The sequence below is a fragment of the Cellulomonas gilvus ATCC 13127 genome (assembly GCF_000218545.1).
GTDB classification, from domain to species: domain Bacteria; phylum Actinomycetota; class Actinomycetes; order Actinomycetales; family Cellulomonadaceae; genus Cellulomonas; species Cellulomonas gilvus.
Genome location: NC_015671.1, coordinates 746,028 through 770,902 on the forward strand (window position 1 = coordinate 746,028; position 24,875 = coordinate 770,902).

The window sequence follows — 24,875 nt, forward strand, 5'->3', positions numbered from 1 at the left end:
GCCGCGCGTCACCGCCGGTCCCGGCCGGTCACCGCGGTTGCGGTGACCGGCCTCGCGTGCTGCCGTCGGGCGGTCAGGCCTGCGGCGGACGCGTCATGCTCAGGACATCCAGCGCCTGGTCGAGCTGCTCAGGCGTGACCTCGCCGCGCTCGACGTAGCCCAGGTCCACCACGGCCTGCCGGATCGTGATCCCGTGCTTGACCGCGTGCTTGGCGATCTTCGCCGCGGCCTCGTACCCGATCACGCGGTTGAGCGGCGTGACGATCGACGGCGAGGACTCGGCGAACGCACGCGCGCGCTCCTCGTGGGCCACCAGGCCGACGATCGTCTTGTCCGCGAGCACGCGGCTCGCGTTGGCGAGCAGGCGCACCGACTCGAGCACGGCCGACGCGATGACCGGGATCTGCACGTTGAGCTCGAACGAGCCCGACGCGCCGGCCCACGCCACCGTCGCGTCGTTGCCGATCACGCGGGCTCCCACCATGAGGACCGCCTCGGGGATGACCGGGTTGACCTTGCCGGGCATGATCGAGGACCCGGGCTGCAGGTCGGGGATCGCGATCTCGCCCAGGCCCGTGTTGGGGCCCGAGCCCATCCAGCGCAGGTCGTTGCAGATCTTCGTCAGGCTCACGGCGATGGTGCGCAGCGCACCGGACAGCTCGACCAGCCCGTCGCGTGCGGACTGCGCCTCGAAGTGGTCGCGCGCCTCGGTCAGCGGGAGGCCTGTGTCCTCGCGCAGCAGCTCGATGACGCGCTGCGGGAAGCCCGCGGGCGTGTTGATCCCGGTGCCGACGGCCGTGCCGCCGAGCGGGACCTCGGCCGCACGCGGCAGGGCCGCCTGCACGCGCTCGATGCCGTAGCGGATCGCGGCGGCGTACCCGCCGAACTCCTGACCGAGCGTCACGGGCGTGGCGTCCATGAGGTGCGTGCGGCCGGACTTCACGACGCCCGACCAGGCCTGCGCCTTGTCCTGCAGCGCGCCGGCGAGGTGCTCGAGCGCCGGGACCAGGTCGCGCACCACGCCCGCGGTCGCGGCGACGTGCACGCTCGTCGGGAACACGTCGTTGGAGGACTGCGACGCGTTCACGTGGTCGTTGGGGTGTACGTCGGCGCCCAGCGCGCGCGTGGCGAGCGTCGCGATGACCTCGTTGGTGTTCATGTTCGAGCTGGTGCCCGAGCCCGTCTGGTAGACGTCCACGGGGAAGTGCGCGTCGTGCAGCCCGGCCGCCACCTCGTCGGCCGCGCCGACGATGGCCGCCGCGACGTCCTGCGGCAGCACGCCGAGCTCGGCGTTGGCGCGCGCGGCGGCCTTCTTGACGCGCGCGAGGGCCTCGATGTGCCCGCGCTCCAGCACGCTGCCGGAGATCGGGAAGTTCTCGACCGCGCGTTGCGTCTGCGCGCGGTAGAGGGCGGCCGCGGGCACGCGGACCTCACCCATCGTGTCGTGCTCGATCCGGTACTCGACGCCGTCGTCGGGGAGCGCAGAAGTCATGCGGCCCATCCTGCCGCACGCGGCGGGGCTGCCGGAGGCCGGTCAGGCCGCGCCGATGTCCCCGACCACCTCGGCGACGCGCACCCGGCCGTCGGCGAGCGCGTACTCGAGCCCGACGATCGCGCACCGCCCCTCGGCGACGGCCTCGGCGAGCGAGACCGAGTAGCCCTGCAGCATGCGGACGGTGTGCTTGACGTGCTCGTGCCCGAGGGCCGCGGCGTCGACGTTCGACAGCGGCTCACCCGCGGAGATCATGCCGACGATGCTCGGGATGACCCGGTCCACGACCGCGCGCACGAACCCGGGCGGGAGGCTGCCCTGGGCCAGCGCATCGGCCGCGGCCGCGACGGCGCCGCACGAGTCGTGGCCGAGCACGACCACGAGCGGTGCGCCCAGCACCTCGACGCCGTACTCGATCGAGCCGATCACGGTGGTGTCCAGGACGTGCCCGGCCGTGCGGACGACGAACAGGTCGCCCAGGCCTCGGTCGAAGATGATCTCGGCCGCGACGCGCGAGTCCGAGCAGCCGAACAGCACCGCGAACGGGTGCTGGGAGTGCTCGACCTCGGCCCGCCGGCCGACGTCCTGCGACGGGTGCTGCATCGCGCCGCTCACGAAGCGCGCGTTGCCGGACTGGAGCTCGGACCAGGCCTCGGCCGGTGTCAGGGGCGTCGTCACGCGCCCCATGGTGACAGCGCGTCGTCTCATGCGCGCGCCGCTCCCGATCCGTGGACCGGGCGCGTGCGCGGCCCGTTCGAGAGGCGAGGTGCGGCCGGACGGGTTACACAGGTTCCCAGGACGCAACGACGCCATCCGACGGGGGGACACCGTGCGACGACGCACTCGCGGGCTCGCGGTCACCGCGACGATCGCGCTGGCGATGCCGCTGGCGGCCTGTGCGAGCGAGCAGGGACCGCCGGTCCTGTCCTGGTACATCAACCCGGACAACGGCGGGCAGGTCGAGATCGCGCAGCGCTGCACCGAGGCGGCGGGCGGTGCGTACCGCATCGAGACGTCGGTCCTGCCGCGCGACGCCGCGTCGCAGCGCGAGCAGCTCGCGCGCCGGCTCGCGGCGCGGGACGCGTCGATCGACCTCATGAGCCTGGACCCGCCGTTCATCCCCGAGCTCGCGGAGCCCGGCTTCCTGGCACCCATCCCGCCCGAGGTCGCCGACGCGGTGAGCAAGGACGTGGTCCAGGGTGCGCTCGACGGCGCGACGTGGAAGGACGAGCTCGTCGCGATCCCGTTCTGGGCGAACACGCAGCTGCTCTGGTACCGCAAGTCCGTGGCGCAGGAGGCGGGGCTGGACCCGGCCAAGACGCCGGTCACGTGGCAGCAGGTCATGGACGCCGCGCGCGACCAGGACAAGCTGCTCGGGGTGCAGGGCGCCAAGGCCGAGTCGCTCACGGTGTGGATCAACGCGCTCGTGGAGTCCGCGGGCGGGCACGTCCTGGAGAACCCCGAGGCCCCGGCGGACGAGCTGACGCTCGGCCTCGAGTCGGACGCCGGGAAGGCGGCCGCGGAGGTCATCGGCACCATCGGCCGGGACGGGCTCGCGGGGCCGGGCCTGCCGACCGCCGACGAGAACGCGTCGATGGCCCTGTTCCAGTCCGACCGGGGGTCGTTCATGGTCAACTGGCCGTTCGTGTGGTCCGCGACCAACGCCGCGGTCGAGGAGGGCACGCTCGACCCCGGGCTCGTCGACGACATCGGCTGGGCGCTGTACCCGCAGGTGACCGAGGGCCAGGACGCCCGGCCGCCGTACGGCGGGATCAGCCTGGGCGTCGGTGCGTTCAGCGCGCACACCGACCTCGCGTTCGAGGCGGCGCAGTGCATCGTCACGCCCGAGAACCAGTCGTACTACTTCGCGACGAACGGCAACCCGCCCGCATCGGTGAAGGCGTACGACGACGCCGAGGTGCGCAAGGCGTTCCCGATGGCGGACGTGATCCGGGAGTCGCTCGAGCAGGCCGCGCCACGCCCCCAGACGCCGTACTACAACGAGGTGTCGGTGGGGCTGCAGGAGACCTGGCACGCCCCCGCGGACGTCGACCCGGCGACCACGCCGCAGCGGTCGTCCGACTTCATCACCGCGGTGCTCCGAGGGGAGGCGTTGCTGTGACCACCACGAGCCGGGCCCCGGCGTCGACGGGCCGCAGCCCCAAGACCGCCCGCAGCGCCCGCTCACGCGACGAGGCACGTCTGGGGTGGCTGCTGGCCGGCCCCGCGTTCGTCGTGATGATCGCCGTCACCATCTACCCGATCCTGCAGGCGTTCTACGACTCGCTGTTCTCCTACCGGCTGACCGCGCCCGACGACCAGGCCTTCAACGGCGGCCAGAACTACGCGGTGGTGCTGAGCGACCCGGTGTTCTGGCAGGCGCTGTTGGTGACCACCGTCATCACGATCGTCACGGTGCTCGTCGAGCTGGTGCTGGGCTTCGCGCTGGCGCTCGTCATGCACCGCGCGGTCAAGGCGCTGCGGGGTGTGCTGCGCACGGCGATCCTGGTGCCCTACGGCATCATCACGGTCGTCTCGGCGTTCGCGTGGTTCTACGCGTTCGACATCAGCTCGGGCTTCGTCAACCACTGGTTCGCGTGGCTGCCGGGCATCGACGAGGACCTCAACTGGTTCGCGCACCAGGGCACGAGCCTGTTCGTGATCATGGCCTCCGAGATCTGGAAGACCACCCCGTTCATCTCGCTCCTGCTGCTCGCGGGCCTCGCCCAGGTCCCCACCGAGCTCGAGGAGGCCGCGCAGGTGGACGGCGCCACGTGGTGGCAGCGCCTGCAGCGTGTGCTCATCCCGAACATGCGCGCCGCGATCATGGTCGCGGTCCTGTTCCGCGCGCTGGACGCGTTCCGCATCTTCGACAACGTCTTCATCATGACCAACGGCGCGAACGGCACCACGGTGCTCTCGCTGCTCGCGTACCGCACGTCGATCGGGCGGCTCGAGATCGGCCTCGGCTCGGCCATCTCGGTGCTGCTGTTCCTGTGCGTGATCGGCATCTGCTACGTCGCGATCAAGCTGTTCAAGGTCGATCTGGCCGGCGCGAGGGGGGAGAGCTGATGTCCGGACGGCTCAAGGTCGCCTGGGCGGCCATCACGGTCTTCGTGCTGGTGTGGGCGCTGCTGCCCGTGCTCTCGATCGTCGCGACGTCGTTCAAGCTGCCGAGCCAGCTGAACCTCGGCACGTTCTGGCCGACGACGTGGACCACGACGAACTACGAGCAGATCCTCACCGGCTCGGCCAAGGACCTGTTCCTGCCCGCGCTGCGCAACTCGATCGGCATCTCGTTGATCGCGACGTTCGTCGCCGTGGTCCTCGCGACGCTCGCGGCGTACGCGATCGCGAGGCTCGACTTCCCGGGCAAGCGGCTGGTGCTCGCGACCGCGCTCGGCGTCTCGATCTTCCCGGTCATCTCGATCGTCACACCGCTGTTCAACCTGTGGCGCAACATCGGCCTGTACGACACGTGGCTCGGCCTGATCATCCCGTACCTGTCGCTCACGCTGCCGATCTCCATCTGGACGCTCGCCGCGTTCTTCCGGCAGATCCCGTGGGAGCTCGAGCAGGCCGCCCAGGTCGACGGTGCCACCAGCTGGCAGGCGTTCCGCAAGGCGATCGTGCCGCTCGCGGCGCCGGGCGTGTTCACCACCGCGCTGATCGCGTTCTTCATCGCGTGGAACGACTTCGTGTACGGCATCTCGCTCACGTCGACCAGCGCGGCGCGGCCCGTCCCCGCGGCGCTCGCGTTCTTCACGGGCGCGTCGCAGTTCGAGGAGCCGACCGGCGCGATCTCCGCCGCGGCCGTCGTCGTGACCGTCCCCGTCGTCATCCTGGTGCTGCTGTTCCAGCGCCAGATCGTGTCCGGCCTGACCCAGGGCGCCGTCAAGGGCTGATCAAGGAGAACTGTCGATGGCTGCCATCACCCTCAAGGACATCGTCAAGCAGTACGGCGACGGCTTCCCGGCCGTGAAGGGCGTGAGCCTGGACATCGCGGACGGCGAGTTCGTGATCCTGGTCGGCCCGTCCGGCTGCGGGAAGTCGACGCTGCTGCGGATGATCGTGGGCCTCGAGGACATCACCTCGGGCGACCTGATGATCGGCGGCGAGCGCGTCAACGACAAGGCGCCGCGGGACCGGCACCTGGCGATGGTGTTCCAGAACTACGCGCTCTACCCGCACCTGACCGTGTTCGAGAACATCGCGTTCCCGCTGCGGCTGACCAAGGGACAGTTCACCGAGGAACAGATCCGCGAGAAGGTCGAGCACGCCGCGAGCACGCTCGAGCTGCAGGACCACCTGCAGCGCAAGCCGGCCAACCTGTCCGGTGGTCAACGGCAGCGCGTCGCGATGGGCCGCGCGATCGTGCGCGAGGCGAACGCGTTCCTGTTCGACGAGCCGCTGTCCAACCTGGACGCCAAGCTGCGCGGGCAGATGCGCACCGAGATCGCCCGCATGCAGCGCCGCCTCGGCACCACCACGGTCTACGTCACGCACGACCAGACCGAGGCCATGACGCTCGGCGACCGCGTCGCCGTGCTGCGCAAGGGCGAGCTCCAGCAGGTCGCCTCCCCGCGTGGGCTGTACGACCAGCCCGTCAACCTGTTCGTCGCCGGGTTCATCGGCTCGCCGCCCATGAACTTCCTGCCCGGCGAGGTCGACGGGGACACGCTGCGGCTGCCGTTCGCCCAGGTGTCCCTGTCCGACGACCTGCGCGCGCGCATCGGGGACCGGCGGATCGTCATCGTGGGCATCCGGCCCGAGCACTTCGCGGACGCGAGCCTGCTCGAGGACGCCAAGCGGGACGCCGGGACCACGTTCGACACCGAGGTGGACGTCACCGAGTGGCTGGGCTCGGACCTGTACGCCTACATCCCGTTCGAGACGAGCCCCGAGGTCGCGGGCAAGCTCGAGGAGCTGGACCGGGACCTGGACGGCGAGGGCATGCGCACGCAGCTCGTCGTCGCGATCGACTCCGAGTCCCGGATCCGGGACGGGTCGGACGCGACGCTGTGGTTCGACCCCGCCAAGCTCATGGTCTTCGACCCCGAGACGGGCGAGAACCTCACGTTCGACCCTGACCTGGCCCGGGCGCTCGACGAGCAGAACGAGGCCGACCGTCGGGCGTCGCTCGAGCGGGCCCAGGCGCGTGAGGGCGCCGCGGCCCGGAGCTGAGCGGCGGCCGCTCCCGACCGGTGCGGTCGGGTGTCAGCCGAGCTCGGCGCTCGTCGGCGGGTTGGCACCCGCGCGCGAGACGGTGATCGCCGCGATCCGTGCGCACCGCGCCAGGACGTCCTCGACGGTCGTCGCGTCGACGTCGTGCAGCGCGTCGCGGCGGTCGGCGCCGAGCAGGCCGGCCGACCACAGGCCGTCCACCAGCCCGCCCATGAACGAGTCGCCCGCGCCCACCGTGTCCGCGACCGTGACACGCGGTGCGGCGACCTGCAGACGCGCGCCCGCCGCGGTGGCGGCGAACGCGCCCTCGCCACCGTGCGTCACGACCACGACCGCGGGCCCGCGCCGGGTCCACTCCTCGGCGATCTCGGCGGGCGCCACACCGGGGTGCAGCCACGCGAGGTCCTCGTCGCTGACCTTGACCACGTCGGCGAGCGCGACCATCGCGTCCACGTACGGCAGCGCGTGCGCGGGGCTGCCCATGAGGGCCGGCCGCAGGTTCGGGTCGTAGGTGACGGTCGACGTGGGCCGCAGACGTGCCATGACCTCGGCGACGCGGCCGGCACCCGGCTCGAGCACCGCCGCGATCGATCCGGTGTGCGCGACGAGCGGGGCGACGTCGTCGCCGTCCCACGTGGACGGCAGGTCCCACTCGAGGTCGAACTCGTACGTCGCGACGCCCGCGGCGTCCAGGTGGGCCGTCGCGCGCGGCGTCCGGGCCGCGACCCGGTCGCCCGTGAGGACGTGCACGTGCGAGGCCGCCAGGTGACGGCGCACCTGCTCGCCCGCGGCGTCGTCGCCCAGCCAGGTCAGCAGGTCCACCGCGCGGCCCAGGCGGCCGAGCCCGAGCGCGACGTTCGCCGGGCTGCCCCCGGGGTGGTCCTCGCGGGACCCGTCCGCGCGGGCCACCACGTCGATCAACGCCTCGCCGATCACGAGCGCGCGCTGCGCGCGTGCGTCGTCCGGGTGCTCGCCTGCGTGCTGCGTCATGCGTCCCTGCCCGTCCCGTCGTCGGTGGTCACCGTCTGCCCGCCCGCGGCACCCTCGCCACGTGCGGCCGCCAGCCGCTCACGTGCCCCGTCCAGCCACTGCTGGCAGCGCGTGGCGAGCGCCTCGCCGCGCTCCCACAGCGCCAGCGACTCCTCGAGCGACTCGGCGCCGCTCTCGAGCCGCGCCACGACGGTCACGAGCTCGTCGCGCGCCTGCTCGTAGCTGAGCTCGGCGACCCCCGCGGCCGGGTCCGCTGCGGGGCTCGCGGCCGACTCGTTCGTCGCGCGCGTGGTCTGCTTCGGCACGGCGGTCAGTCAACCAGACGGCGCCCACGCCCCGCGTCACGTCGCGGCCGGAGCGCGCCTGGGCCCCCTCAGCGCGGACGTCAGGTGCGCGTCACCTCGGCGGCGAGCTCACCCCGTGCGACGCGGACGCGCAGCGCGTCGCCCACGGTCACGTCGTCGGGACCGCGCACCACTGCGCCGTCGGTGCGCTGCACCACCGCGTAGCCGCGGTCGAGCGTCGCGGCGGGGGACAGCGCCCTCACGTGGCCAGCGAGGCCGCGCGTCTCGGCCGCGGCCCGGTCCAGCAGGTGCGCGAGCGTGCGCCGGGCCGAGTCCCGCAGCGCGTGCACCCGCGCCTCGTGCGCATCCACCAGGCTCGTCGGTCGCGCGAGCGCGGGACGGCTGCGCAGGTGGTCGAGCGTGCTCTGGTCGCGCGCGATGCGCTGCGTGAGCGCCGCGCGCGTGCGCAGGCGCGCCTGGGCGACGCGCGCCCGTTCCTCGGCGACGTCCGGCACGATGCGCTTGGCCGCGTCGGTGGGAGTCGAGGCACGCAGGTCCGCCACCAGGTCCAGCAGCGGCGCGTCCATGTGGTGCCCGATCGCGCTCACCAGGGGCGTGCGACATGCCGCGGCGGCGCGGACCAGCGCCTCGTTGCTGAACGGGAGCAGGTCCTCGAACGCGCCACCACCACGTGCGACGACGATCACCTCGACCTCGGGGCGGGCATCCAGCTCGGCGATGGCCGCACTCACCTCGGGCACCGCGCGCGGGCCCTGGACCGTGACGCGCCGGATCTCGAACCGCACCGCGGGCCAGCGGGCCCGCGCGTTCGAGACCACGTCGTGCTCGGCGTCGCCCTGCTGCGCGCACACCAGCCCCACGACCGCCGGCAGGAACGGCAGGCGACGCTTGCGGTCCTCGTCGAACAGTCCCTCGGACGCCAGGACGCGCTTGAGGTGCTCGATGCGGGCGAGCAGCTCGCCCAGGCCCACCAGGCGCACGTCGTCGGCCGCGAAGGACAGGCTGCCGCGCTTGAGGTGGTAGCTCGGGCGCGCGTGCACCACCAGGTGCGCGCCGTCGCCCACTCCCTTGCCCAGCCGCGCGACCGCCGCCGCGCTCGTCGTCACCGCGATCGACATGTCGACGTCCGTGTCCCGCAGCGTCAGGAAGCACGTCGAGTTCCAGCGCTTGAGGTCGAGCACCTGCCCCTCGATCCACACGGGCGGCATCCGCGCGATGTAGTCGGCGATCTTGGGGGCGAGGTGGCGCACGGGCCACGGACGGTCCGCCGTCGTGTCGCCGGCACGCAGCGGCAGCGCTCCCCGCGGCGCGCGCGTCTCGCCGCCCGCGTCCCCGGTCCCGGCGCCCTCGTCGGGCCGACTGCTCGGTGCGTTCACCCGATCAGGGTGCACCATCGCGCCGACACCCCGCGTGTCGGCCGGACTCGCGGGGCTCGATGGTCGCGTGCACGGCGGCAGGCACTACCGTGCGGGCTCGTGCGAGTGACGCGGCCCCGACGATCACCGATCGCCGCAGCCGTCTCCACGCTGGTCGGCACGGTGGTCTCCATGCTGCTGCCCGGCCCGCTGACCGGGGTCCCGGCCGCGATCGTCACGCCCGAGACGCTCGCACCGTCGCCCGCCGTCTCGCACGAGTTCGGCACCGCGGCCCGCACGCCGGAGCTCACCGTGGGCCGCGCGCCCACCACGCGGTACGGCGCGCTCGAGGGCAGCGGCGTCCAGGTCCGGGTGGGTGCCGCCGGTGAGAAGCGCCGCGTGGTGCTGCGCGTGCCCACCCGGCTCGCGGGGGTTCCGGCGGGGCGCGCCGGACGCACCGACGGGCCGGCACCGCTCGCGATGGCCACGTGGAAGGTCCGGTGCGTGCAGGCCGAGACCTACAACCGGCGGACCGGGCACGCACGCAGCACCGTGCCGCCCACGCGCTGGGCCTACACGTCGCGCTCGGAGGCCGCCGGCTCGCTGGACTGGATGGCGTCGCTGCGCAACGTGCTGCCGGGCGAGGACCACGACGCCGTGGTGCGTGCCACGTTCGAGTTCACGCAGCCCGGACGGTACTGGTGCTTCGGCACGTGGGGGGCCCAGTCGTGGAGCGCCGCTCCGCTGCGCCTGGTGCTGGCCCGGCCGGGCACGTTGTCCGTGTCCGCACCCCTGGCGCACCCGGGCTCGGCCGTCCAGTGCGTCTGGCGTGAGCAGCGCGGCGCGGGCCTGCGCCCCGACGGGTGCGTGGGCGGGCGGCTCGACGCCGCGCTCGAGCGCCTCGAGCCGTCCTCCGCAGCGGGGCCGACGGTCAACCGCGTCGAGGTGGCGCTACCGCCACCCGTCGCGGCGCAGGACGGGCCCGGGCGGTGGCTCCGCGCGCAGGCCACCTTCCGGGTCACGACCTGCTCGGGCCAGCAGCTGGGCGTCAGCCCGTGCCGCGCGCGCGACGTCGCGACCGGCGGCGACCGGTCGGTGTTCGTCGGGTCCCTCGCCGTCCGGGGCGTCGACGGTGCCGCGCTCCCGTCCGGGTGCGTCCAGCTCGCGCCCGGCGACCGCACCTGGGCACGCCACGTCGTCAGCCGCGCGGTGCATCACGACGAGGTCGTGGTCGACATCCGGTTCCGCGTCCGTGGGTCGTGCGCGCAGGCCGTGCGCGTCGTGTCCCTGGTGCGGGTCGCCGCCGGCGCACCGGGCTGGGTCGAGCAGGACAAGTCCCACCTCACGGTGTCCGTCGCCGCCACGTAGACTCGGACGTCGTGACTGCTCCCGAGACGACCAAGAGGGTGCTGCTCGCCGCGCCCCGCGGCTACTGCGCCGGTGTGGACCGCGCCGTCGTCGCGGTGGAGAAGGCCCTCGAGCACTACGGCGCCCCGGTGTACGTGCGCAAGGAGATCGTGCACAACAAGTACGTCGTCGAGACGCTCGCCGCGCGCGGTGCGATCTTCGTGCACGAGACCGACGAGGTGCCCGAAGGTGCACGCGTCGTGTTCTCGGCGCACGGCGTCTCGCCCGCGGTGCACGCCGCGGCCGCAGCGCGCTCGCTGCAGACCATCGACGCCACGTGCCCCCTGGTGACCAAGGTGCACAAGGAGGCCGTGCGCTTCGCGGGCGAGGACTTCGACATCCTGCTCATCGGCCACGACGGTCACGAAGAGGTCGAGGGCACGCAGGGTGAGGCGCCGGACCGCATCCAGGTGGTGAACTCGCCCGCCGCGGTCGACTCCGTCGAGGTGCGGGACCCCGAGCGCGTCGTGTGGATCTCCCAGACCACGCTGTCCGTGGACGAGACCATGGAGACCGTCCGCCGCCTGCGTGAGAAGTTCCCCGCGCTGCAGGACCCGCCCAGCGACGACATCTGCTACGCCACGCAGAACCGGCAGGTCGCGGTGAAGAAGATCGCGCCGCACTGCGACGTCGTCATCACCGTCGGCTCGGCGAACTCGTCGAACTCCGTACGCCTCGTGGAGGTCGCGCTCGAGTCGGGCGCCCGCGCGTCCTACCGGATCGACGTCGCCGCCGAGCTCGACCCGGCGTGGTTCGACGGCGCGACGACGGTCGGGGTCACGTCCGGCGCGTCGGTGCCGGAGATCCTGGTCCGGGACGTGCTCGACGCGCTGGCCGGCCTGGGCTTCGGCGAGGTCGAGGAGGTGCGCACGGCCACCGAGGACCTCATGTTCTCGCTGCCGCGTGAGCTGCGCGCCGACCTCAAGGCCGCCGGCGCCGCACCCGCGCGTCCGCGCCGCGAGAGCCGTCGCACGCTGGACGTCACCCCGGTCTGAGGTCCCGACCCTCGCGGCGGCCGAGCGGGTGTCATGCGCCGGGCGCGCTCCGGGGCTCGCCCGCGAGGTCGTCCTGCGGCGCGGCCTGGTCCGCGAGCGCGGCGGCGTCGCGTGCCGCGGCGGTGTCGAACCCGTCGAGCGCGACCAGCACGTCCTGCGCCGAGGCGAGCAGCTCGGGTGCGCTGACCGACGACAGCCGGGGGTTCACGGGGACCGGCATGTCCAGGTCGGAGTCCACCACGCCCAGGTCCGCGAAGCGTCGCGCGCTGACGAGCACGCGCGTCTCGAGCGACCCGACGGTCTGGTTGTAGGCGGTGGCTGCCGCGTCGAGCGAGCGGCCGAGCCGTGACAGGTGCCCGCCCAGCGTCGCGAGCCGGCCGTGCAGCTGCTTGCCCAGGTCGAGAACCGCCTGCGCGTTCGCGGCGAGCGTCTCCTGGCGCCACGCGTACGCGACGGTGCGCAGCAGCGCGAGCAGCGTCGTCGGGGTCGCGAGCACCACGTTGCGCTCGGCGGCGTACTCCCAGATCGTCGGGTCCAGGTCGAGCGCCGCGTGCAGGAACGCCTCCGCGGGGACGAACATGACGACGAACTCGGGCGCCGGGGTGAACTGCTCCCAGTACCGCTTGGCCGCCAACGCGTCGACGTGGGCGCGCACGTGCCGGACGTGCGCGGCCATGCGCTCGGCCCGCACACGCTCGTCGGTGGCCTCGCTGGCCTCCAGGTAGCCGAGGAACGCGACCTTCGCGTCCACCACCACCTGCTTGCCGCCCGCGAGGCGCACCACCATGTCCGGACGCTGCAACCCGTCGTCCGTGCGGACCTGCTCCTGCTCGACGAAGTCGACGTGCGCGAGCATCCCCGCCGCCTCGACCACGCGGCGCAGCTGCATCTCGCCCCAGCGGCCCCGCACCTGCGAGGCGCGCAGCGCGGTCACGAGCTGCGCGGTCTGGGTGCGCACACCCTCGGACGTGGTGCGCATCGCGTCGACCTGCTCGCACAGCGCTGCGTGCGACTGCGCACGTTCGCGGTCCGCGGCCGCGAGCTGGCCACGCACGTCGTCCAGCGTGCGGGCGATCGGCTCGACGAGCGCACGCACCGCCTGCTCGCGCTGCGCCAGCTCGCCGACCTGCGTCTGCCGGTCCGCCGCGAACCGCTGAGACGCGAGCGCCAGGAACTGCTCCGAGCTCTGGGCGAGCGCGTCCGCCGCGAGCGCGCGGAACTGCTCGGCGGCGCGGCCCGCATCCGCCTGTGCGGCCTCGAGCCGCTCGGCCGCGACCGTGCGCTCCGCCTCGAGCCGGGCCGCGGCGGTGGCGGCCGCGAGCTGTGCCGTGCGCACCGCCTGCTCGCTGCGGTGCGCCGCGACCGCCCACGCGACCGCGGCGCCCGCCGCGAGCCCGACCAGCAGCGCCACCAGCACCAGAGCCCACCCCTGTCCATCCATGGCGCGCACGCTGCCACAGGGCACCCACAGACATCCGCGGGGCCCCAACACGTCGGCCCGGGGCGAGCACGCACCCCCGGCACTGTGCTCGCACGTCGCCGCGGCTCCCTATGCTGGCCCGCGTGCCCGACGACGTGACCGACCCGCCCGTGCCGACCGGGGGCCTGCCCCCCGGGACGCTGCCCACCGCCCGCCCCGAGCACGTGGACGCAGCGCACCGCGCGACGCCCGCGCTCGAGCTGCGCGGCCTGTGGCGCAGGTTCGGCGACAAGATCGCGGTCGCCGGGATCGACCTCACGGTGCCTGCGGGGTCGTTCTACGGCCTCGTCGGGCCCAACGGCGCGGGCAAGACGACGACGCTGTCCATGGCCACGGGCCTGCTCGTGCCCGACGCGGGGACGGTGCTGGTCGACGGTCACGACCTGTGGCAGGACCCGGTCGCGGGCAAGGCGCGCCTGGGCGTGCTGCCGGACGGCGTCAAGCTGTTCGACCGGCTGACCGGCGAGCAGCTCATCACGTACGCGGGGCTCCTGCGCGGCCTCGACCGCGAGACCACCGCGCAGCGCACGCACGACCTGCTCGTCGCGATGGACCTGGTCCGTGACGCCCGCACGCTCGTCGTCGACTACTCGGCGGGCATGACCAAGAAGGTCGCGCTCGCGTGCGCGCTGGTGCACGCGCCGCGACTGCTGGTGCTCGACGAGCCGTTCGAGGCGGTCGACCCGGTCTCGGCGGCCAACATCCGCGACATCCTCGCCGGCTACGTCGCCTCGGGCGGGACGGTCATCGTCTCGTCGCACGTCATGGACCTGGTGCAGCGCATGTGCGACCACGTCGCAGTCGTGTCCGGTGGGCACGTGCTCGCCGCCGGCACGGTCGACGAGGTGCGTGCGGGCCAGAGCCTGGAGGACCGGTTCGTCGAGCTCGTGGGCGGCCGCGTCAGCGGGGAGGGGCTCGCGTGGTTGCGCACCTCGTCCGACTGAAGCTCGCGCTGCTGCGCAACGGGCTGCGCAGGAGTCCGTGGCAGGTCGTCGGCATGGTGTTCGGCCTGCTGTACGGCCTGGGCATCGCGGCGCTCGTGGTGTCCGCGATGGTGGCCGTGAGTTTGCAGGACGTCGCGCTGCAACGGACGGTCACCGTCATGCTCGGGTCGCTGCTCGTGGCCGGCTGGTGGTTCGTCCCGCTGCTTGCGTTCGGCGTCGACGCGACGCTCGACCCCGAGCGGTTCGCGACGTTCGCGATCCCGCGCCGCAGCCTCGTCGTGGGGCTGTCGATCGCGGCGCTGCTGGGCGTGATGGGCGTGCTGACGACGATCGTCGCGCTGTCCACCGGGCTCGCGTGGTGGAAGCACCCGCTCGCGATGCTCGTCGGGCTGGTCGGCGCGGTGCTGGGCCTCGGGGTCGCGGTCGTCGGCGGCCGGGCCGTGGTCGCGGCGGCCGCGCCGCTGGTCGCGCGGCGCCGCGCTCGCGAGCTGACGGCCGCGCTCGCGGTCCTGGCGGTCGCGAGCATCGGTCCCGTGCTGTCCGGCATCACGAGCGTCCGCCTGGACCGGGACACGTTCGCGGGGGTCGTCGACGTGCTCGTCTGGACGCCGTTCGGTGCGCCGTGGGGGGCGCCGGCCGACGTCGCGCAGGGTCGCCCGCTGCTCGCGCTCGCGCGGCTCGCGATCGCGGCGGCCACGCTCGCGCTCGCGCTGGTGGTGTGGGACCGCGCGATCTCGCGCTCGCTCGTCTCACCGCCCCGTCGGGAAGCCGCCGGCGCACGTGCCGGGCTCGGACCGTTCAGCCGGCTCCCCGCCACACCGCTGGGTGCGGTGACCGCGCGGTGCCTCGTCTACTGGGTCCGCGACCCCCGCTACGCGATGGCAGTCGCGATCGTGCCGATCATCCCCGTGCTGCTGTGGGTCGTCGGCCGCGGTGAGGGGATCCTGCTGTTCGCGGGGCCGTTCGCGGCGTTCGTGTGCGGCTGGGGCGTCTCGTCGGACGTCTCCTACGACGGCTCGGCGTTCTGGACGCACGTCAGCGCGGGGGTGCGGGGGCGCGTGGACCGGCTGGGCCGCGTGCTCGCCTCCGCGACGCTCTCGGCGCCGATCGTGCTGCTGATCACCGTGGTGACGGCGGCACTCACGGGCCACGCGCGGGACCTGCCGGCGCTGCTCGGCGCGACGCTCGGCGTGCTCGGGGCCGCGTACGGCGGCGCGAGCATCTTGTCCGCGCTGGTGGTCCAGCCCGTGCAGCAGCCGGGGGAGAACCCGTTCGCGACCCGCCAGGGCGCCTCGATGTCCGCGATGCTGTCGCAGATGGTCGGCTCGTTCGCGGTCATGGCGGCGACGCTGCCCGTGGTCGTGCCCGCGTGGGTGGCCGTCGCGACGTCGTCGGCCCTGCTCGGGTGGATCGCGCTCGCCGTGGGCGCCGTGGTGTGCGGGGCGTGCGTCGTCGTCGGCGTGCGCGTCGGTGGACGGCTGCTCGACCAGCGGGCGCCCGTGCTCCTTCAGCGCGTCATCGCGTTCGCGTAGGCGGGCCGGGCGTCCGCGCGCCCGTAGACTTGCCCGCCGTGGCACTCACCATCGGCATCGTCGGCCTGCCCAACGTCGGCAAGTCCACCCTCTTCAACGCCCTGACCCGCGCGCAGGTGCTCGCCGCGAACTACCCGTTCGCGACGATCGAGCCCAACGTCGGCGTCGTGCCGTTGCCCGACCCGCGGCTCCACCAGCTCGCCGAGGTGTTCGGCTCCGAGCGGATCGTGCCGGCCACGGTGTCCTTCGTCGACATCGCGGGCATCGTCAAGGGCGCGTCCGAGGGCGAGGGGCTCGGCAACAAGTTCCTCGCCAACATCCGCGAGGCGGACGCGATCTGCCAGGTCACGCGCGCGTTCGCCGACCCGGACGTGGTGCACGTCGCGGGTGAGGTGAACCCCCGCGAGGACATCGAGATCATCTCCACCGAGCTGATCCTCGCGGACCTCCAGACGCTCGAGAACGCCATCCCGCGTCTGGCGAAGGAGGTGCGCGGCAAGAAGACGGACCCCGAGGTCCTCGCCGCCGCGCAGCGTGCGCTCGAGGTGCTGCAGACCGGCAAGACGCTGTTCGCCGCGGGCCTCGGCGACGACGAGCAGGTCCGGGCGCTGCAGCTGATGACCTCCAAGCCGTTCATCTACGTCTTCAACACCGACGACGCCGGCCTGGCCGACACCGCGATGCAGGACGAGCTGCGCGCGCTGGTCGCACCCGCCGACGCGATCTTCCTGGACGCCAAGTTCGAGTCCGAGCTCGCCGAGCTGGAGGAGGACGAGGCCCGCGAGATGCTCGAGGCCAACGGCCAGGACGAGGCCGGCCTGGACCAGCTCGCACGCGTCGGGTTCCACACCCTGGGCCTGCAGACCTACCTCACGGCCGGACCCAAGGAGGCCCGCGCCTGGACCATCCGCCAGGGTTGGACCGCCCCGCAGGCCGCCGGTGTCATCCACACCGACTTCCAGAAGGGCTTCATCAAGGCCGAGGTCATCTCGTTCGCCGACCTGGTCGAGTCCGGCTCGGTGGCCGCCGCGCGTTCGGCGGGCAAGGCCCGCATCGAGGGCAAGGACTACGTCATGCACGACGGCGACGTGGTGGAGTTCCGTTTCAATAAGTCGTGACGGCCTCGCGCGCAGCTCGACTGAGCACGTTTCCGGCATCCTGACTCCTATGAACAACGCGGAGTTCGAGAGCGAGCGCCACTTCCAGATGTGGAAGTACTCGGTGGGCCATGCACAGTTGCTTCTGCGCAGCGTCAGGAGCGACGGTCACCCGACCCGCATCGACGTGTTGTTTGTCGGAGTCCGCCGTCTCGATCTTCCGACGTCGTTCGACGGCCTGCGGGTAGAGCGTGTGGGTGGCCGGTTTCGACTCGATGGCCGCGACTGGGCCGGGAGTGTGGAGGCGCTCAACATGGCGTACGCGGAGGACGAGGGTGAGTACTTCGACCCCAGCCCGTTCGCCGAGGGATCGGGCATCTGAATCACTGCACCAGGAGGGTCTCATCGGGCACGATTGCCTGGTGCCGGAACTTCTCGAGACCTTCGCGTTTGGTGTTGCGCTGCACCTCACGACGGCAGCGGAAGGTGGGAGGCAGTCGCCCCTCGCAGGAGGCTCCGGCCCAGAGGCCCGGTTCGCCTATCGCCCCAACTGGGGTCTGCCAGGTATGACACCACCAGATCAGTCAGGCGCTCCTGTGCTCGCCTTCTCACGTGAGCATGTCGCACCCGGTGACGAGGTCCGTGTGGTCGTCGTGCCCCCATTCCCAGGAATGATCCCGGAGTGGGAACGCGTGCAGGTTGGTGATGTCCTCCCGATGTACGAAGGGCCGCATGTATGCGGGCACGGACGGATCATCTGGCGACGGGCCACCGTCCTGCCCCTTCCGCCGGGAGACGAGAACTCGTTCCGAAACTGGGTTGTTGGCCCAGAAGGAGCATCGGAGCCGGATACTCATGCATAGGGATGAGGATGGTCAGTTCGTCGTTGCGCCGGAGGAGATGTTCATGCTCCGGCAGGGCTTGTTCATCACGAAGTATCACCTGGACCCGACCTTTGAGGACGACCTGCACGCCCTCACTGGCGTGACGCCGGAGGAGTTCGCGGCCCTGCTCGCGCACGTCGACGAACTCGGTCGACCTTGGATCTGACCGAAGGCCAGAATGTCCCGGTGACGGCTGCTGAGATCTTCGACGGACGGACGCGGCTTGCGTTCGCCGAACCTGCTGGTCCCGGCAAGCTCGTGGATTACCTGACAGTTCGCGTCAAGGGACCGGATGTGTCCGCGAGCCGACAGGTCTACACGGGGTGGGCCGAAGGCTTCGCGGGGCTGGCCGACTACTTCCAGGGATTGACGGACTCGTGGCGAGGTTGGGACGGCGAGCGCGTGTTCGAGTCCATTGAGGCCGACCTGCGCATCGCGGCGAGACACGACGGCCATGTCCGCCTCTCGGTCGTGCTTTGGGAGTCCGCCGAGCCACGCGGTTGGCGGGTCGAGGCGGAGCTACGGCTTGACGCAGGCGAGCAGCTCGCCGACGCCGCCCGCGACCTTTCGGCGCTCCTGCGCCCGTAGTCGCTGGTCTCTCGGCGGTGCCGGGTCCGCGCCTTGCTGGCGTACGACTCCGGCTTCAGGAGCCACTGCCGGTCCCACCCGTCATCTCGGGCGTGGAACGGGCAGTCGTGCGGGTCGTGCCCGCGCCAAGCGCAACCCTTGACGACGCAAGGGCGAAGCTCCGGCGCGGGCGCGGTCACTGGTCACGCGACGCAGCAGGACGCTGACGTCATCGACACCGCAGAACCGCAGCATCCGGCGCGGGTCGTTCTCCACCGGGCCAGATTCGGGGAGTGCGAGCACGTGCAGCAGCACGTCGACCGCTTCGCCCTCGATTGCGGAAAGGCGGACCCCGACGACATCTGACTCGGTCAGAGCAACCTCGAGCCGCTCGCGGTTGTCGTCGCTCCAGTCCACGCGCTCATCCTGGCGTACCGCAGTCTCGACCACGGTTCCCACGAACGGTGAGCCTCCTCGGCTGCCGAAGGCTTGCGTCATGTGGTCGTCCTGCGACTCGTCGTGCCCCCCGCTGTCGTTGGGCAGTCCCGGTCGTCCTGCTCGACGGTGGTGGAGGTCCGCTTCAAGGTGTGGGCGGATCGTCCGGAGCCGCCGCCTCGGTGAGCGCTGCGGCATAGGCGCGCATCGAACGCTGGTAGCGGGGCAATGAGTCGAGCTGGGCCTCGAGGGCGACACGCAGGGCCTCATCCTGGTGACCCGCGCTGTGGAGAGCCAGGGCCAGCATCAGACGCGGAGCGGACCCGGTCGACTCGTGCGTGGGGGCTGCACGCAGGATGGCGATCGCCTCGTCGAGGCGCCCGAGGTTCCGCAGCGTCGATCCGTACTGCACCGCGAGCTGAGCATGCCGAGCCGCGTCGAGACCCAGCTCGAGCGCTCGCTCGTACTCGGCGCCGGCCTCCGCCTCGAACCCCATTGAGTCGTACATGCCCGCGAGCTCGAACGCCGCGCGACCATCGGCCACCGGGCAGGCGTCGGCGAGCTCGCGCATGGCCGCGACACCAGCGTCGCGACTGAGGGCGTCGAACCGGCCCCAGAGCTCAGAGACGGACGACTCCCAGCGGTCGATCGATGCGCTCATGCGCGCCAGTGTCGCAGCGACGGGCCGCGACCTGCGCGCCTAGCTGTCCTCGTCCGCGAGCGGGCCGGGTCCCACGATGGCCTGCGAGGGCGTGCCCGCCGCGTCACCCTTCAGCTCGACGAAGATCGCGTGGGTGGGGGTCGTGCCGGTGTTGTGACCCGAATGGCGCTGCGCGGGCAACCACACCGCCTGCCCTGCGGGAAGCGAGACGTCGCGGGTGCGTTCGCCGGAGGACAGCCGTCGGTCGAACGCTGACAGCGTGATCATCACGCTGTTCGGGTGCTCGTGGGCGACGGTCTGCACCCCGGGGGAATCGGTGTACTCCAGGACGCGGACGAACTCGTTCTCCCACAGCACCCGGTCGTACTCGGGGTTGGACGCGATCGGGTCGTCGGTGGCCATGAGGGGACGGCTACGCCGCGCGTGGGCCGCGGGCGAGGGGGCGACGTCCGGGCGTGGTCGCCCGGGACCCGGACGTGTGGCCCGACGCGTGCCCCGACCACCAGACAGCGGTGGGGGCGGGTCGTCGCTCCCCGTCAGCCGGCGGCGCGGGTGATGAGGTCGGTGATGCGGCGGGTCTCGTCGTCACCGATGGTGGTCAGCGCGAACGCGGTGGGCCACATGGCGCCGTCGTCGAGCGCGGCGGTGTCGTTGAAGCCGAGCGTGGCGTAGCGGGCCTTGAACTTGCTCGCGGGCTGGAAGAACACGACCACCTTCCCGTCACGCGCGTAGGCGGGCATGCCGTACCAGGTCTTGGGGGTCAGTCCCGGGGCGCGCTCGGTCACGATCGCGTGGATGGCCTCGGCCAGCGCGCGGTCCTCGTCGGGCAGCTCGGCGATCTTGGCCAGGAGGTCCGCGAGCGGGTCGGTGGCCGCGGTGCGGCTGCGGGCCTTGCGCACCTCCCGGGCGCGATCCTTCATCGCGGCGCGCTCCTCGGTGGTGAAACCCTCGTCCTGCCTGCTCGTCGCCACGGTGCTGCCTCTCCCTCGGTGATGGTCAGCCCAGGCTAGGGAGCGGTGCGGCGGCGCTGCTTCTCGGATCCTGACCGGTCGTGGCCCGCGCCGGGGTGCGGGTGTCGGTGGGTGCCGCGACGATGGGCGCCATGGCGACACTGACGGGGCAGCAGATCGCGGATGCCGGTCTGGTGGGGTGGGTCAACCTGGGCGGGTGCCTGCACACGCGGGTCCGGACGGGGGACTTCGCGGCGGGCCTGGCGCTCGTCGTGCAGATCGGCGCGGAGGCCGAGCAGCGCGACCACCACCCCGACGTGGACCTGCGGTACGGGCACGTGGACGTCACGGTCGTCAGCCACGACGCGGGGGGCGTCACGCAGCGGGACGTGGACCTGGCGCGGCGGATCGGCGAGCTTGCCGCGCAGGGCGGGCACACGCTGCACGGAACCGAGGTGACCCGGCTGGACATCGCGCTGGACACCCCGGACCGCACCGAGGTGGCGCCGTTCTGGCGCGCGGTGCTGGCCTACGAGGACCGTCCGGGCTTCGACGACGAGGTGCGGGACCCGGCGGGCGCGCTGCCCCCGGTGTGGTTCCAGGAGTCGGGGGACGCCGAGCCGCGGCAGCGGTGGCACCTCGACGTGTGGCTGGACCCGGAGCAGGTCCAGCCGCGGATCGACGCGGCGCTCGCGGCGGGCGGGCAGGTGGTCGACGACGACGCGGCGCCGCGGTTCTGGGTGCTGGCGGACCCGGAGGGCAACCGGGTGTGCCTGTGCACGTGGCAGGACCGCGGCTGACGGGCCGGGACGTGTGTCAGCCGAGGCGCGCGGCGAGCTCGGCGTCGTCGGCCACGAACCACACGTGCCGCCCGCGGTTGGACTCGCGCACGTAGGCGTCCAGCGCGTCGGAGCCCGCCACGTGCGCGCTGACGTCACCGACCACGGCGAGCTGCAGGTGGTAGTTGACGAGCTTCTGGGCGAGCTCGCCGGCGACGCCGCTGGACAGCCGGAAGAACTCGGGGTCGAGGCGCTGCGCGGGGATCGCGACGACAGTCACGTCGTGCCCCCATGCCTCGCCGATGAGGTCGGTGGCGTTCCCGGCACCGACGGGTGCCCCGTCGGGGGCGAGGACGAGGACCCGCTGATCACCCATGACCTCCACGCGCATGCGGCTCACCGTAGCCCGCCCGCGGCGGGAAGGTACCGGTTCCGGGCGGCGGGAACGTCACGGACGTCCAACGATTCGATCACCGCGCCCGCCCGCGCGAGCGGCGGGCACGGTGACGGGGCGGCCGGTCAGCCGGTGATCGTGAACGTGCCGGTCAGCTGGCGCTCGCGCACCGACGAGGGCCCGACGCGCAGCTCGAAGTCGCCGGGCTCGACCACGCGGCGCGCGTCGGCGTCGACGATCGAGCAGTCCGCCGCGGCGACCGTGAGGTCCACGACGACGCGCTCCCCGGGTGCGAGCTCGACCTGGCGGTAGGCCTTGAGCTCGGTGTCCGCCCACATGGTGCTGGTCACCTGGTCGGAGACGTAGACCTGGACGGTCTCGAGCGCGGGGCGCGTGCCGGTGTTGTGCAGCGTCACGCGTGCCGCGACGGAGCCGTCCGCGCTCACCCGCGGGGTCAGCACCTCGAGGTCGGTGTACTCCACGGTGGTGTAGGACAGCCCCTCGCCGAACGCGAACGCGGGCCGCTGCGTGAGGTCGGCGTAACGCGTGCCGTGCTGACCCCGCAGCTGGTTGTAGAACGTGGGCTGCTGGCCGACGTGCCGTGCGAACGAGATCGGCAGGCGTCCCGACGGCTCGACGAGGCCGAGCAGGATCTCGGCGATCGCCTGCCCGCCCCGCATGCCGGGGTTCGCCGCCCAGACGATCGCTGCTGCGTCCAGCGCGGAGTCGGGCAGCACCAGCGGCTTGGACGCGACGACGACGACGACGAGCGGAGTGCCGGTCGCGGCGAGCGCGTCGAGCAGCGCGACCTGACCGCCGATGAGCTCGAGCGTGGCCGTCGAGCGCCCCTCGCCCACGAGCTCGATGCGGTCACCCACCACGGCGACCACGTAGTCCGCGTCGCGGGCCGCGGCGACGGCCTCGGCGATCAGCGTCTCGTCGGGCGCGCACGGGACGACGACCTGGGGACGCGGCTGGCCGTCGGGGAAGAACTCGCCCTCGGGGTCGGGCGCGAGCTCGAGGATGTCGGCACCGCGTGCGTGCGTGACCTGCCACCCCGCGGGGGAGCGGTCGCGCAGGCCGTCGAGGACGGTCTCGATGAGGTGGCGCGGGTGGCCGTCGGGCAGCCAGCCGGCCTGCCCGGAGCGGCCCGCCCAGTCGCCCAGCTGCGCGTCGGTGTCGTCGGCGTTGGGGCCGACGACGAGGATGCGGCGCGTGGTGGCGTCGTCGGGCGCGACCGCACGCTCGTCGGGACCGGGGGTGCAGCCGCCGCCCAGGGGGAGCACGCCGTCGTTGCGCAGCAGGACGACGGACCGGCGGGTCAGCTCGAGGTTCGCGGCGACGTGCGCGGGGCTGGAGACGACCTCCGCGATGCGCGCCGGGTCGGGGCGGCGCGGGTCCTCGAACAGCCCGAGCTCGAACTTGAGCGTGAGGATCCGGGAGACGGCCGCGTCGATCGCCGACTCGTCCAGCAGCCCCTGCGCGATCGCCTGCTGCGCGCCCTCGAAGAACTGCGGCGTGGTCATCACCACGTCGTTGCCGGCCCGGACGGCTGCCGCGGCCGCGTGCGCGTGGTCCGGCTGGACGTGCTGCTCCCAGACCATGCGGCCCACGTTGTCCCAGTCGGTGACGAGCGTGCCCGTGTAGCCCCACTCTCCGCGCAGCACGTCGCTCAGCAGCCAGTCGTTGATGGTGATGGGGGTGCCGTCCATCGACTGGTAGCCCAGCATGAACGTCGCGCAGCCCTCGCGCGCCACGCGCTCGAACGGCGGGAGGAACCACGCGCGCAGCTTGCGGCGGGAGATGTCGGCCTCCGTCGCGTCGCGCCCTCCCTGCGTCTCGGAGTAGCCCGCGAAGTGCTTGGCGGTCGCGAGGATCGCGGTCGGGTCCGTCAGACCGTCGCCCTGGTAGCCGCGGACCATGGCCGACGCGAGCTCGCCGATCAGGAACGGGTCCTCGCCGAACGTCTCCGAGACCCGGCCCCACCGCAGGTCACGCGCGATGCAGAGCACGGGGGAGAACGTCCAGTGGATGCCGGTCGCGGCGACCTCGACGGCCGTGACGCGCGCGGCGCGCTCGACCAGCGCGGGGTCCCACGACGCGGCCATCCCGAGCTGCGTGGGGAAGATCGTCGCGCCCTCCCAGAACGAGTGGCCGTGGATGCAGTCCTCGGCGATCAGGAGCGGGATCCGCAGGCGCGTCTGCGCCGTGGTCTCGTGCGCCTGGACCACGGCCGCGGGCGACGTGTGCAGCACCGAGCCGACGTGCATGTCCTCGATGAGGTGGCGCGCGTCGTCGCGTGCCTCGAGCTGCAGCATCTGGCCGACCTTCTCCGCCGTCGTCATGCGGGCGACGAGGTCCGCGACCCGCTCGGGCACCGGCCGGGAGGCGTCGAGGTACGGCAGCGTCTCGGTGGGGTTCTCGGTGGTCACGGGTGTTCCCTTTCACGACGACGGTGGCGGTACGGGCAGGTGGGCGGAGGGTCGTGCGTCACGGTCGTCCGCGCGCTTCCGGAACCGGTTCCGGAGCGATGCGTGAGCGGACCCGATCCGATGCGCGAGCCTAGCAGGACAATGCTTACCAGCCGGTAAGTTTCGGCTCAGGAGGCGGCGGACCCGAGCTCGGGCTCGAGCACGAACAGCAGCAGCGGGCGTCCCGCGCGCGCGGCGTACGCCTCGTACCCCGGCCACACGTCGCGGAACTGCGCGACCAGGCGCGCAGCCTCGACCTCGGACGCCTGGCGGGCGCGCACGGCCGTGGTCCGTCCCGCGACCGTGACCTGCGCGCGCGGGTCTGCCAGCAGGTTGAGCGCCCAGGCCGGGTGGTGCGCCTGGCCCCAGTTCGAGCCCAGCACCGCCCAGCCCTCCCCGGCCGGCACCTGCAGCAGCACCGCCTCGCGCGGCTCGCCGCTGCGGCGCCCCGTGGTGGTCAGCACCAGCTGCGGGAGGCGAGGGCGGCCGAGCACGGTCCAGCGACCGTCGGTCGCCCGCTGGAGGCGCCGGTCCAGCCGCGAGGTGGCACGGCCCACGCGGGCGAACCACCGGGTCCGCCCGAGCCGCCGGGCCACGTCGGTGAGGTGCACGCCGGTCATTGTGCCGGTGCGGGGCCCCGCGGCGCCGCTGTGGCCCGGCGGCGTGGAACTTTCATGTATCGATCATGTTTCCGGCGTATAACACGGCGGCTCGGCGTGCTGTGCGGATTTGACAGCCGGACGAGCGTCCGACGACGCGGAGAGCAGGAGAAACCGCCCGGAACCGGCGGCCCCGTCTCACTATGTGGAAGGTACCGGTCAGTATCAATCACGTAACGATCACCCGTTGCGGCTCCGGGGGCGCCGACGGCCCCTTGAGGCGTGACTAACGTTCATCCAAACCCCGGTGGGCCGCTGCCGGTCGGTGCGTGCGCGCACCGACCACGACGGGCG

The 24,875-nt window shown here is 72.7% G+C and carries 26 protein-coding genes; 13 read left to right on the forward strand and 13 right to left on the reverse strand.

The window, feature by feature from the left end:
• Window positions 1-73 precede the first annotated feature (73 nt).
• Both CELGI_RS03450 and CELGI_RS03455 read right to left on the reverse strand, forming a co-directional pair.
• The gene (locus tag CELGI_RS03450) at window positions 74-1,492 is read right to left on the reverse strand and encodes a class II fumarate hydratase (protein ID WP_013882722.1); all 1,419 of its coding nucleotides are present in this window, start codon (window positions 1,490-1,492) and stop codon (window positions 74-76) included.
• Window positions 1,493-1,534: 42 nt separating this feature from the next.
• Complete coding sequence (locus CELGI_RS03455) at window positions 1,535-2,179, reverse strand: carbonic anhydrase (RefSeq protein WP_041574086.1); 645 nt, start codon at window positions 2,177-2,179, stop codon at window positions 1,535-1,537.
• 142 nt (window positions 2,180-2,321) lie between these two features.
• Between CELGI_RS03455 and CELGI_RS03460 the strand changes: the two genes are divergently transcribed.
• Genes CELGI_RS03460 through CELGI_RS03475 form a run of 4 tightly spaced genes read left to right on the forward strand, consistent with a single transcriptional unit; the run spans window position 2,322 to window position 6,676 of the window.
• Window positions 2,322-3,614 carry a sugar ABC transporter substrate-binding protein gene (locus CELGI_RS03460; protein WP_013882724.1) on the forward strand — a complete coding sequence of 431 codons (1,293 nt, stop codon included), beginning with the start codon at window positions 2,322-2,324 and terminating at the stop codon, window positions 3,612-3,614.
• Window positions 3,611-4,564, forward strand: a complete 954-nt coding sequence (locus tag CELGI_RS03465) for a carbohydrate ABC transporter permease (protein WP_013882725.1) — start codon at window positions 3,611-3,613, stop codon at window positions 4,562-4,564. Before CELGI_RS03460 ends, CELGI_RS03465 begins: the two co-directional genes overlap by 4 nt.
• The gene (locus CELGI_RS03470) at window positions 4,564-5,397 is read left to right on the forward strand and encodes a carbohydrate ABC transporter permease (protein ID WP_013882726.1); all 834 of its coding nucleotides are present in this window, start codon (window positions 4,564-4,566) and stop codon (window positions 5,395-5,397) included. Before CELGI_RS03465 ends, CELGI_RS03470 begins: the two co-directional genes overlap by 1 nt.
• A 16-nt stretch (window positions 5,398-5,413) precedes the next feature.
• Complete coding sequence (locus tag CELGI_RS03475; RefSeq protein WP_013882727.1) at window positions 5,414-6,676, forward strand: ABC transporter ATP-binding protein; 1,263 nt, start codon at window positions 5,414-5,416, stop codon at window positions 6,674-6,676.
• A gap of 33 nt (window positions 6,677-6,709) precedes the next feature.
• Here the strand turns inward: CELGI_RS03475 and CELGI_RS03480 are convergent, their stop codons facing one another.
• From CELGI_RS03480 to xseA, 3 genes are all read right to left on the reverse strand, one after another.
• Window positions 6,710-7,666, reverse strand: a complete 957-nt coding sequence (locus tag CELGI_RS03480) for a carbohydrate kinase family protein (protein ID WP_013882728.1) — start codon at window positions 7,664-7,666, stop codon at window positions 6,710-6,712.
• Entirely contained in the window at window positions 7,663-7,971 is a 309-nt protein-coding gene (locus CELGI_RS03485) for an exodeoxyribonuclease VII small subunit (RefSeq protein WP_013882729.1), read from the reverse strand. The genes CELGI_RS03480 and CELGI_RS03485 overlap by 4 nt, the downstream gene beginning before the upstream one ends.
• 80 nt (window positions 7,972-8,051) lie before the next feature.
• Entirely contained in the window at window positions 8,052-9,365 is a 1,314-nt protein-coding gene (gene xseA, locus CELGI_RS03490) for an exodeoxyribonuclease VII large subunit (protein WP_013882730.1), read from the reverse strand.
• A gap of 81 nt (window positions 9,366-9,446) precedes the next feature.
• Between xseA and CELGI_RS03495 the strand changes: the two genes are divergently transcribed.
• Complete coding sequence (locus tag CELGI_RS03495; RefSeq protein WP_150104652.1) at window positions 9,447-10,694, forward strand: hypothetical protein; 1,248 nt, start codon at window positions 9,447-9,449, stop codon at window positions 10,692-10,694.
• 11 nt (window positions 10,695-10,705) lie between these two features.
• Window positions 10,706-11,728, forward strand: coding sequence for a 4-hydroxy-3-methylbut-2-enyl diphosphate reductase (locus CELGI_RS03500; RefSeq protein WP_013882732.1), 1,023 nt, complete (start codon window positions 10,706-10,708; stop codon window positions 11,726-11,728).
• A gap of 31 nt (window positions 11,729-11,759) precedes the next feature.
• On the opposite strand, the gene CELGI_RS03505 is transcribed toward CELGI_RS03500, so the two are convergent.
• Window positions 11,760-13,169, reverse strand: coding sequence for a DNA recombination protein RmuC (locus CELGI_RS03505; protein WP_013882733.1), 1,410 nt, complete (start codon window positions 13,167-13,169; stop codon window positions 11,760-11,762).
• Between the two features lie 110 nt (window positions 13,170-13,279).
• Between CELGI_RS03505 and CELGI_RS03510 the strand changes: the two genes are divergently transcribed.
• From CELGI_RS03510 to CELGI_RS16265, 6 genes are all read left to right on the forward strand, one after another.
• The gene (locus tag CELGI_RS03510) at window positions 13,280-14,152 is read left to right on the forward strand and encodes an ABC transporter ATP-binding protein (RefSeq protein WP_013882734.1); all 873 of its coding nucleotides are present in this window, start codon (window positions 13,280-13,282) and stop codon (window positions 14,150-14,152) included.
• A complete protein-coding gene (locus tag CELGI_RS03515; protein WP_013882735.1) occupies window positions 14,128-15,684 on the forward strand; it encodes a hypothetical protein in 1,557 nt (518 codons plus the stop codon). Before CELGI_RS03510 ends, CELGI_RS03515 begins: the two co-directional genes overlap by 25 nt.
• A 38-nt stretch (window positions 15,685-15,722) precedes the next feature.
• Complete coding sequence (gene ychF, locus CELGI_RS03520; RefSeq protein WP_013882736.1) at window positions 15,723-16,802, forward strand: redox-regulated ATPase YchF; 1,080 nt, start codon at window positions 15,723-15,725, stop codon at window positions 16,800-16,802.
• 49 nt (window positions 16,803-16,851) lie between these two features.
• Window positions 16,852-17,163: a hypothetical protein gene (locus CELGI_RS03525; RefSeq protein WP_013882737.1), complete on the forward strand. Its 312-nt coding sequence runs from the start codon at window positions 16,852-16,854 to the stop codon at window positions 17,161-17,163.
• Between the two features lie 440 nt (window positions 17,164-17,603).
• Window positions 17,604-17,831 carry a hypothetical protein gene (locus CELGI_RS03530; RefSeq protein ID WP_150104653.1) on the forward strand — a complete coding sequence of 76 codons (228 nt, stop codon included), beginning with the start codon at window positions 17,604-17,606 and terminating at the stop codon, window positions 17,829-17,831.
• A gap of 20 nt (window positions 17,832-17,851) precedes the next feature.
• On the forward strand, window positions 17,852-18,253 hold the full coding sequence (locus tag CELGI_RS16265; RefSeq protein ID WP_049785511.1) for a DUF6228 family protein: 402 nt from the start codon (window positions 17,852-17,854) through the stop codon (window positions 18,251-18,253).
• 81 nt (window positions 18,254-18,334) lie between these two features.
• On the opposite strand, the gene CELGI_RS17035 is transcribed toward CELGI_RS16265, so the two are convergent.
• From CELGI_RS17035 to CELGI_RS03555, 4 genes are all read right to left on the reverse strand, one after another.
• Window positions 18,335-18,730 carry a hypothetical protein gene (locus CELGI_RS17035; RefSeq protein WP_169315132.1) on the reverse strand — a complete coding sequence of 132 codons (396 nt, stop codon included), beginning with the start codon at window positions 18,728-18,730 and terminating at the stop codon, window positions 18,335-18,337.
• A gap of 82 nt (window positions 18,731-18,812) precedes the next feature.
• Window positions 18,813-19,328 carry a tetratricopeptide repeat protein gene (locus tag CELGI_RS03545; protein ID WP_013882740.1) on the reverse strand — a complete coding sequence of 172 codons (516 nt, stop codon included), beginning with the start codon at window positions 19,326-19,328 and terminating at the stop codon, window positions 18,813-18,815.
• 39 nt (window positions 19,329-19,367) lie between these two features.
• Window positions 19,368-19,730: a hypothetical protein gene (locus tag CELGI_RS03550; protein WP_013882741.1), complete on the reverse strand. Its 363-nt coding sequence runs from the start codon at window positions 19,728-19,730 to the stop codon at window positions 19,368-19,370.
• A gap of 134 nt (window positions 19,731-19,864) precedes the next feature.
• A complete protein-coding gene (locus CELGI_RS03555) occupies window positions 19,865-20,299 on the reverse strand; it encodes an iron chaperone (protein ID WP_013882742.1) in 435 nt (144 codons plus the stop codon).
• 131 nt (window positions 20,300-20,430) lie between these two features.
• Here CELGI_RS03555 and CELGI_RS03560 point away from each other — a divergent pair, with 131 nt between their 5' ends.
• Entirely contained in the window at window positions 20,431-21,078 is a 648-nt protein-coding gene (locus CELGI_RS03560) for a 4a-hydroxytetrahydrobiopterin dehydratase (protein ID WP_041574382.1), read from the forward strand.
• A gap of 16 nt (window positions 21,079-21,094) precedes the next feature.
• On the opposite strand, the gene CELGI_RS03565 is transcribed toward CELGI_RS03560, so the two are convergent.
• The 3 genes from CELGI_RS03565 to CELGI_RS03575 form a co-directional block, all read right to left on the reverse strand.
• Entirely contained in the window at window positions 21,095-21,448 is a 354-nt protein-coding gene (locus CELGI_RS03565; RefSeq protein WP_013882744.1) for a DUF4180 domain-containing protein, read from the reverse strand.
• Between the two features lie 128 nt (window positions 21,449-21,576).
• The gene (locus tag CELGI_RS03570) at window positions 21,577-23,883 is read right to left on the reverse strand and encodes an exo-beta-d-1,3/1,6-glucosidase (protein ID WP_013882745.1); all 2,307 of its coding nucleotides are present in this window, start codon (window positions 23,881-23,883) and stop codon (window positions 21,577-21,579) included.
• Window positions 23,884-24,050: 167 nt separating this feature from the next.
• Window positions 24,051-24,542 (reverse strand): nitroreductase/quinone reductase family protein, encoded by a 492-nt coding sequence (locus tag CELGI_RS03575; RefSeq protein WP_013882746.1) that lies wholly within the window; start codon window positions 24,540-24,542, stop codon window positions 24,051-24,053.
• Window positions 24,543-24,875: the final 333 nt, after the last annotated feature.

What these genes read in the sequence shown, in the direction of transcription:
- CELGI_RS03560 (WP_041574382.1), top strand. Translation starts at nt 20,431, where the DNA reads ATGGCGACACTGACGGGGCAGCAGATCGCGGATGCCGGTCTGGTGGGG.
- CELGI_RS03550 (WP_013882741.1), bottom strand. Translation starts at nt 19,730, where the DNA reads ATGGCCACCGACGACCCGATCGCGTCCAACCCCGAGTACGACCGGGTG.
- CELGI_RS03545 (WP_013882740.1), bottom strand. Translation starts at nt 19,328, where the DNA reads ATGAGCGCATCGATCGACCGCTGGGAGTCGTCCGTCTCTGAGCTCTGG.
- CELGI_RS17035 (WP_169315132.1), bottom strand. Translation starts at nt 18,730, where the DNA reads ATGACGCAAGCCTTCGGCAGCCGAGGAGGCTCACCGTTCGTGGGAACC.
- CELGI_RS03470 (WP_013882726.1), top strand. Translation starts at nt 4,564, where the DNA reads ATGTCCGGACGGCTCAAGGTCGCCTGGGCGGCCATCACGGTCTTCGTG.
- CELGI_RS03475 (WP_013882727.1), top strand. Translation starts at nt 5,414, where the DNA reads ATGGCTGCCATCACCCTCAAGGACATCGTCAAGCAGTACGGCGACGGC.
- CELGI_RS03575 (WP_013882746.1), bottom strand. Translation starts at nt 24,542, where the DNA reads ATGACCGGCGTGCACCTCACCGACGTGGCCCGGCGGCTCGGGCGGACC.
- CELGI_RS03505 (WP_013882733.1), bottom strand. Translation starts at nt 13,169, where the DNA reads ATGGATGGACAGGGGTGGGCTCTGGTGCTGGTGGCGCTGCTGGTCGGG.
- CELGI_RS03450 (WP_013882722.1), bottom strand. Translation starts at nt 1,492, where the DNA reads ATGACTTCTGCGCTCCCCGACGACGGCGTCGAGTACCGGATCGAGCAC.
- CELGI_RS03565 (WP_013882744.1), bottom strand. Translation starts at nt 21,448, where the DNA reads ATGCGCGTGGAGGTCATGGGTGATCAGCGGGTCCTCGTCCTCGCCCCC.
- CELGI_RS03510 (WP_013882734.1), top strand. Translation starts at nt 13,280, where the DNA reads ATGCTGGCCCGCGTGCCCGACGACGTGACCGACCCGCCCGTGCCGACC.
- xseA (WP_013882730.1), bottom strand. Translation starts at nt 9,365, where the DNA reads ATGGTGCACCCTGATCGGGTGAACGCACCGAGCAGTCGGCCCGACGAG.
- CELGI_RS03480 (WP_013882728.1), bottom strand. Translation starts at nt 7,666, where the DNA reads ATGACGCAGCACGCAGGCGAGCACCCGGACGACGCACGCGCGCAGCGC.
- CELGI_RS03525 (WP_013882737.1), top strand. Translation starts at nt 16,852, where the DNA reads ATGAACAACGCGGAGTTCGAGAGCGAGCGCCACTTCCAGATGTGGAAG.
- CELGI_RS03455 (WP_041574086.1), bottom strand. Translation starts at nt 2,179, where the DNA reads ATGGGGCGCGTGACGACGCCCCTGACACCGGCCGAGGCCTGGTCCGAG.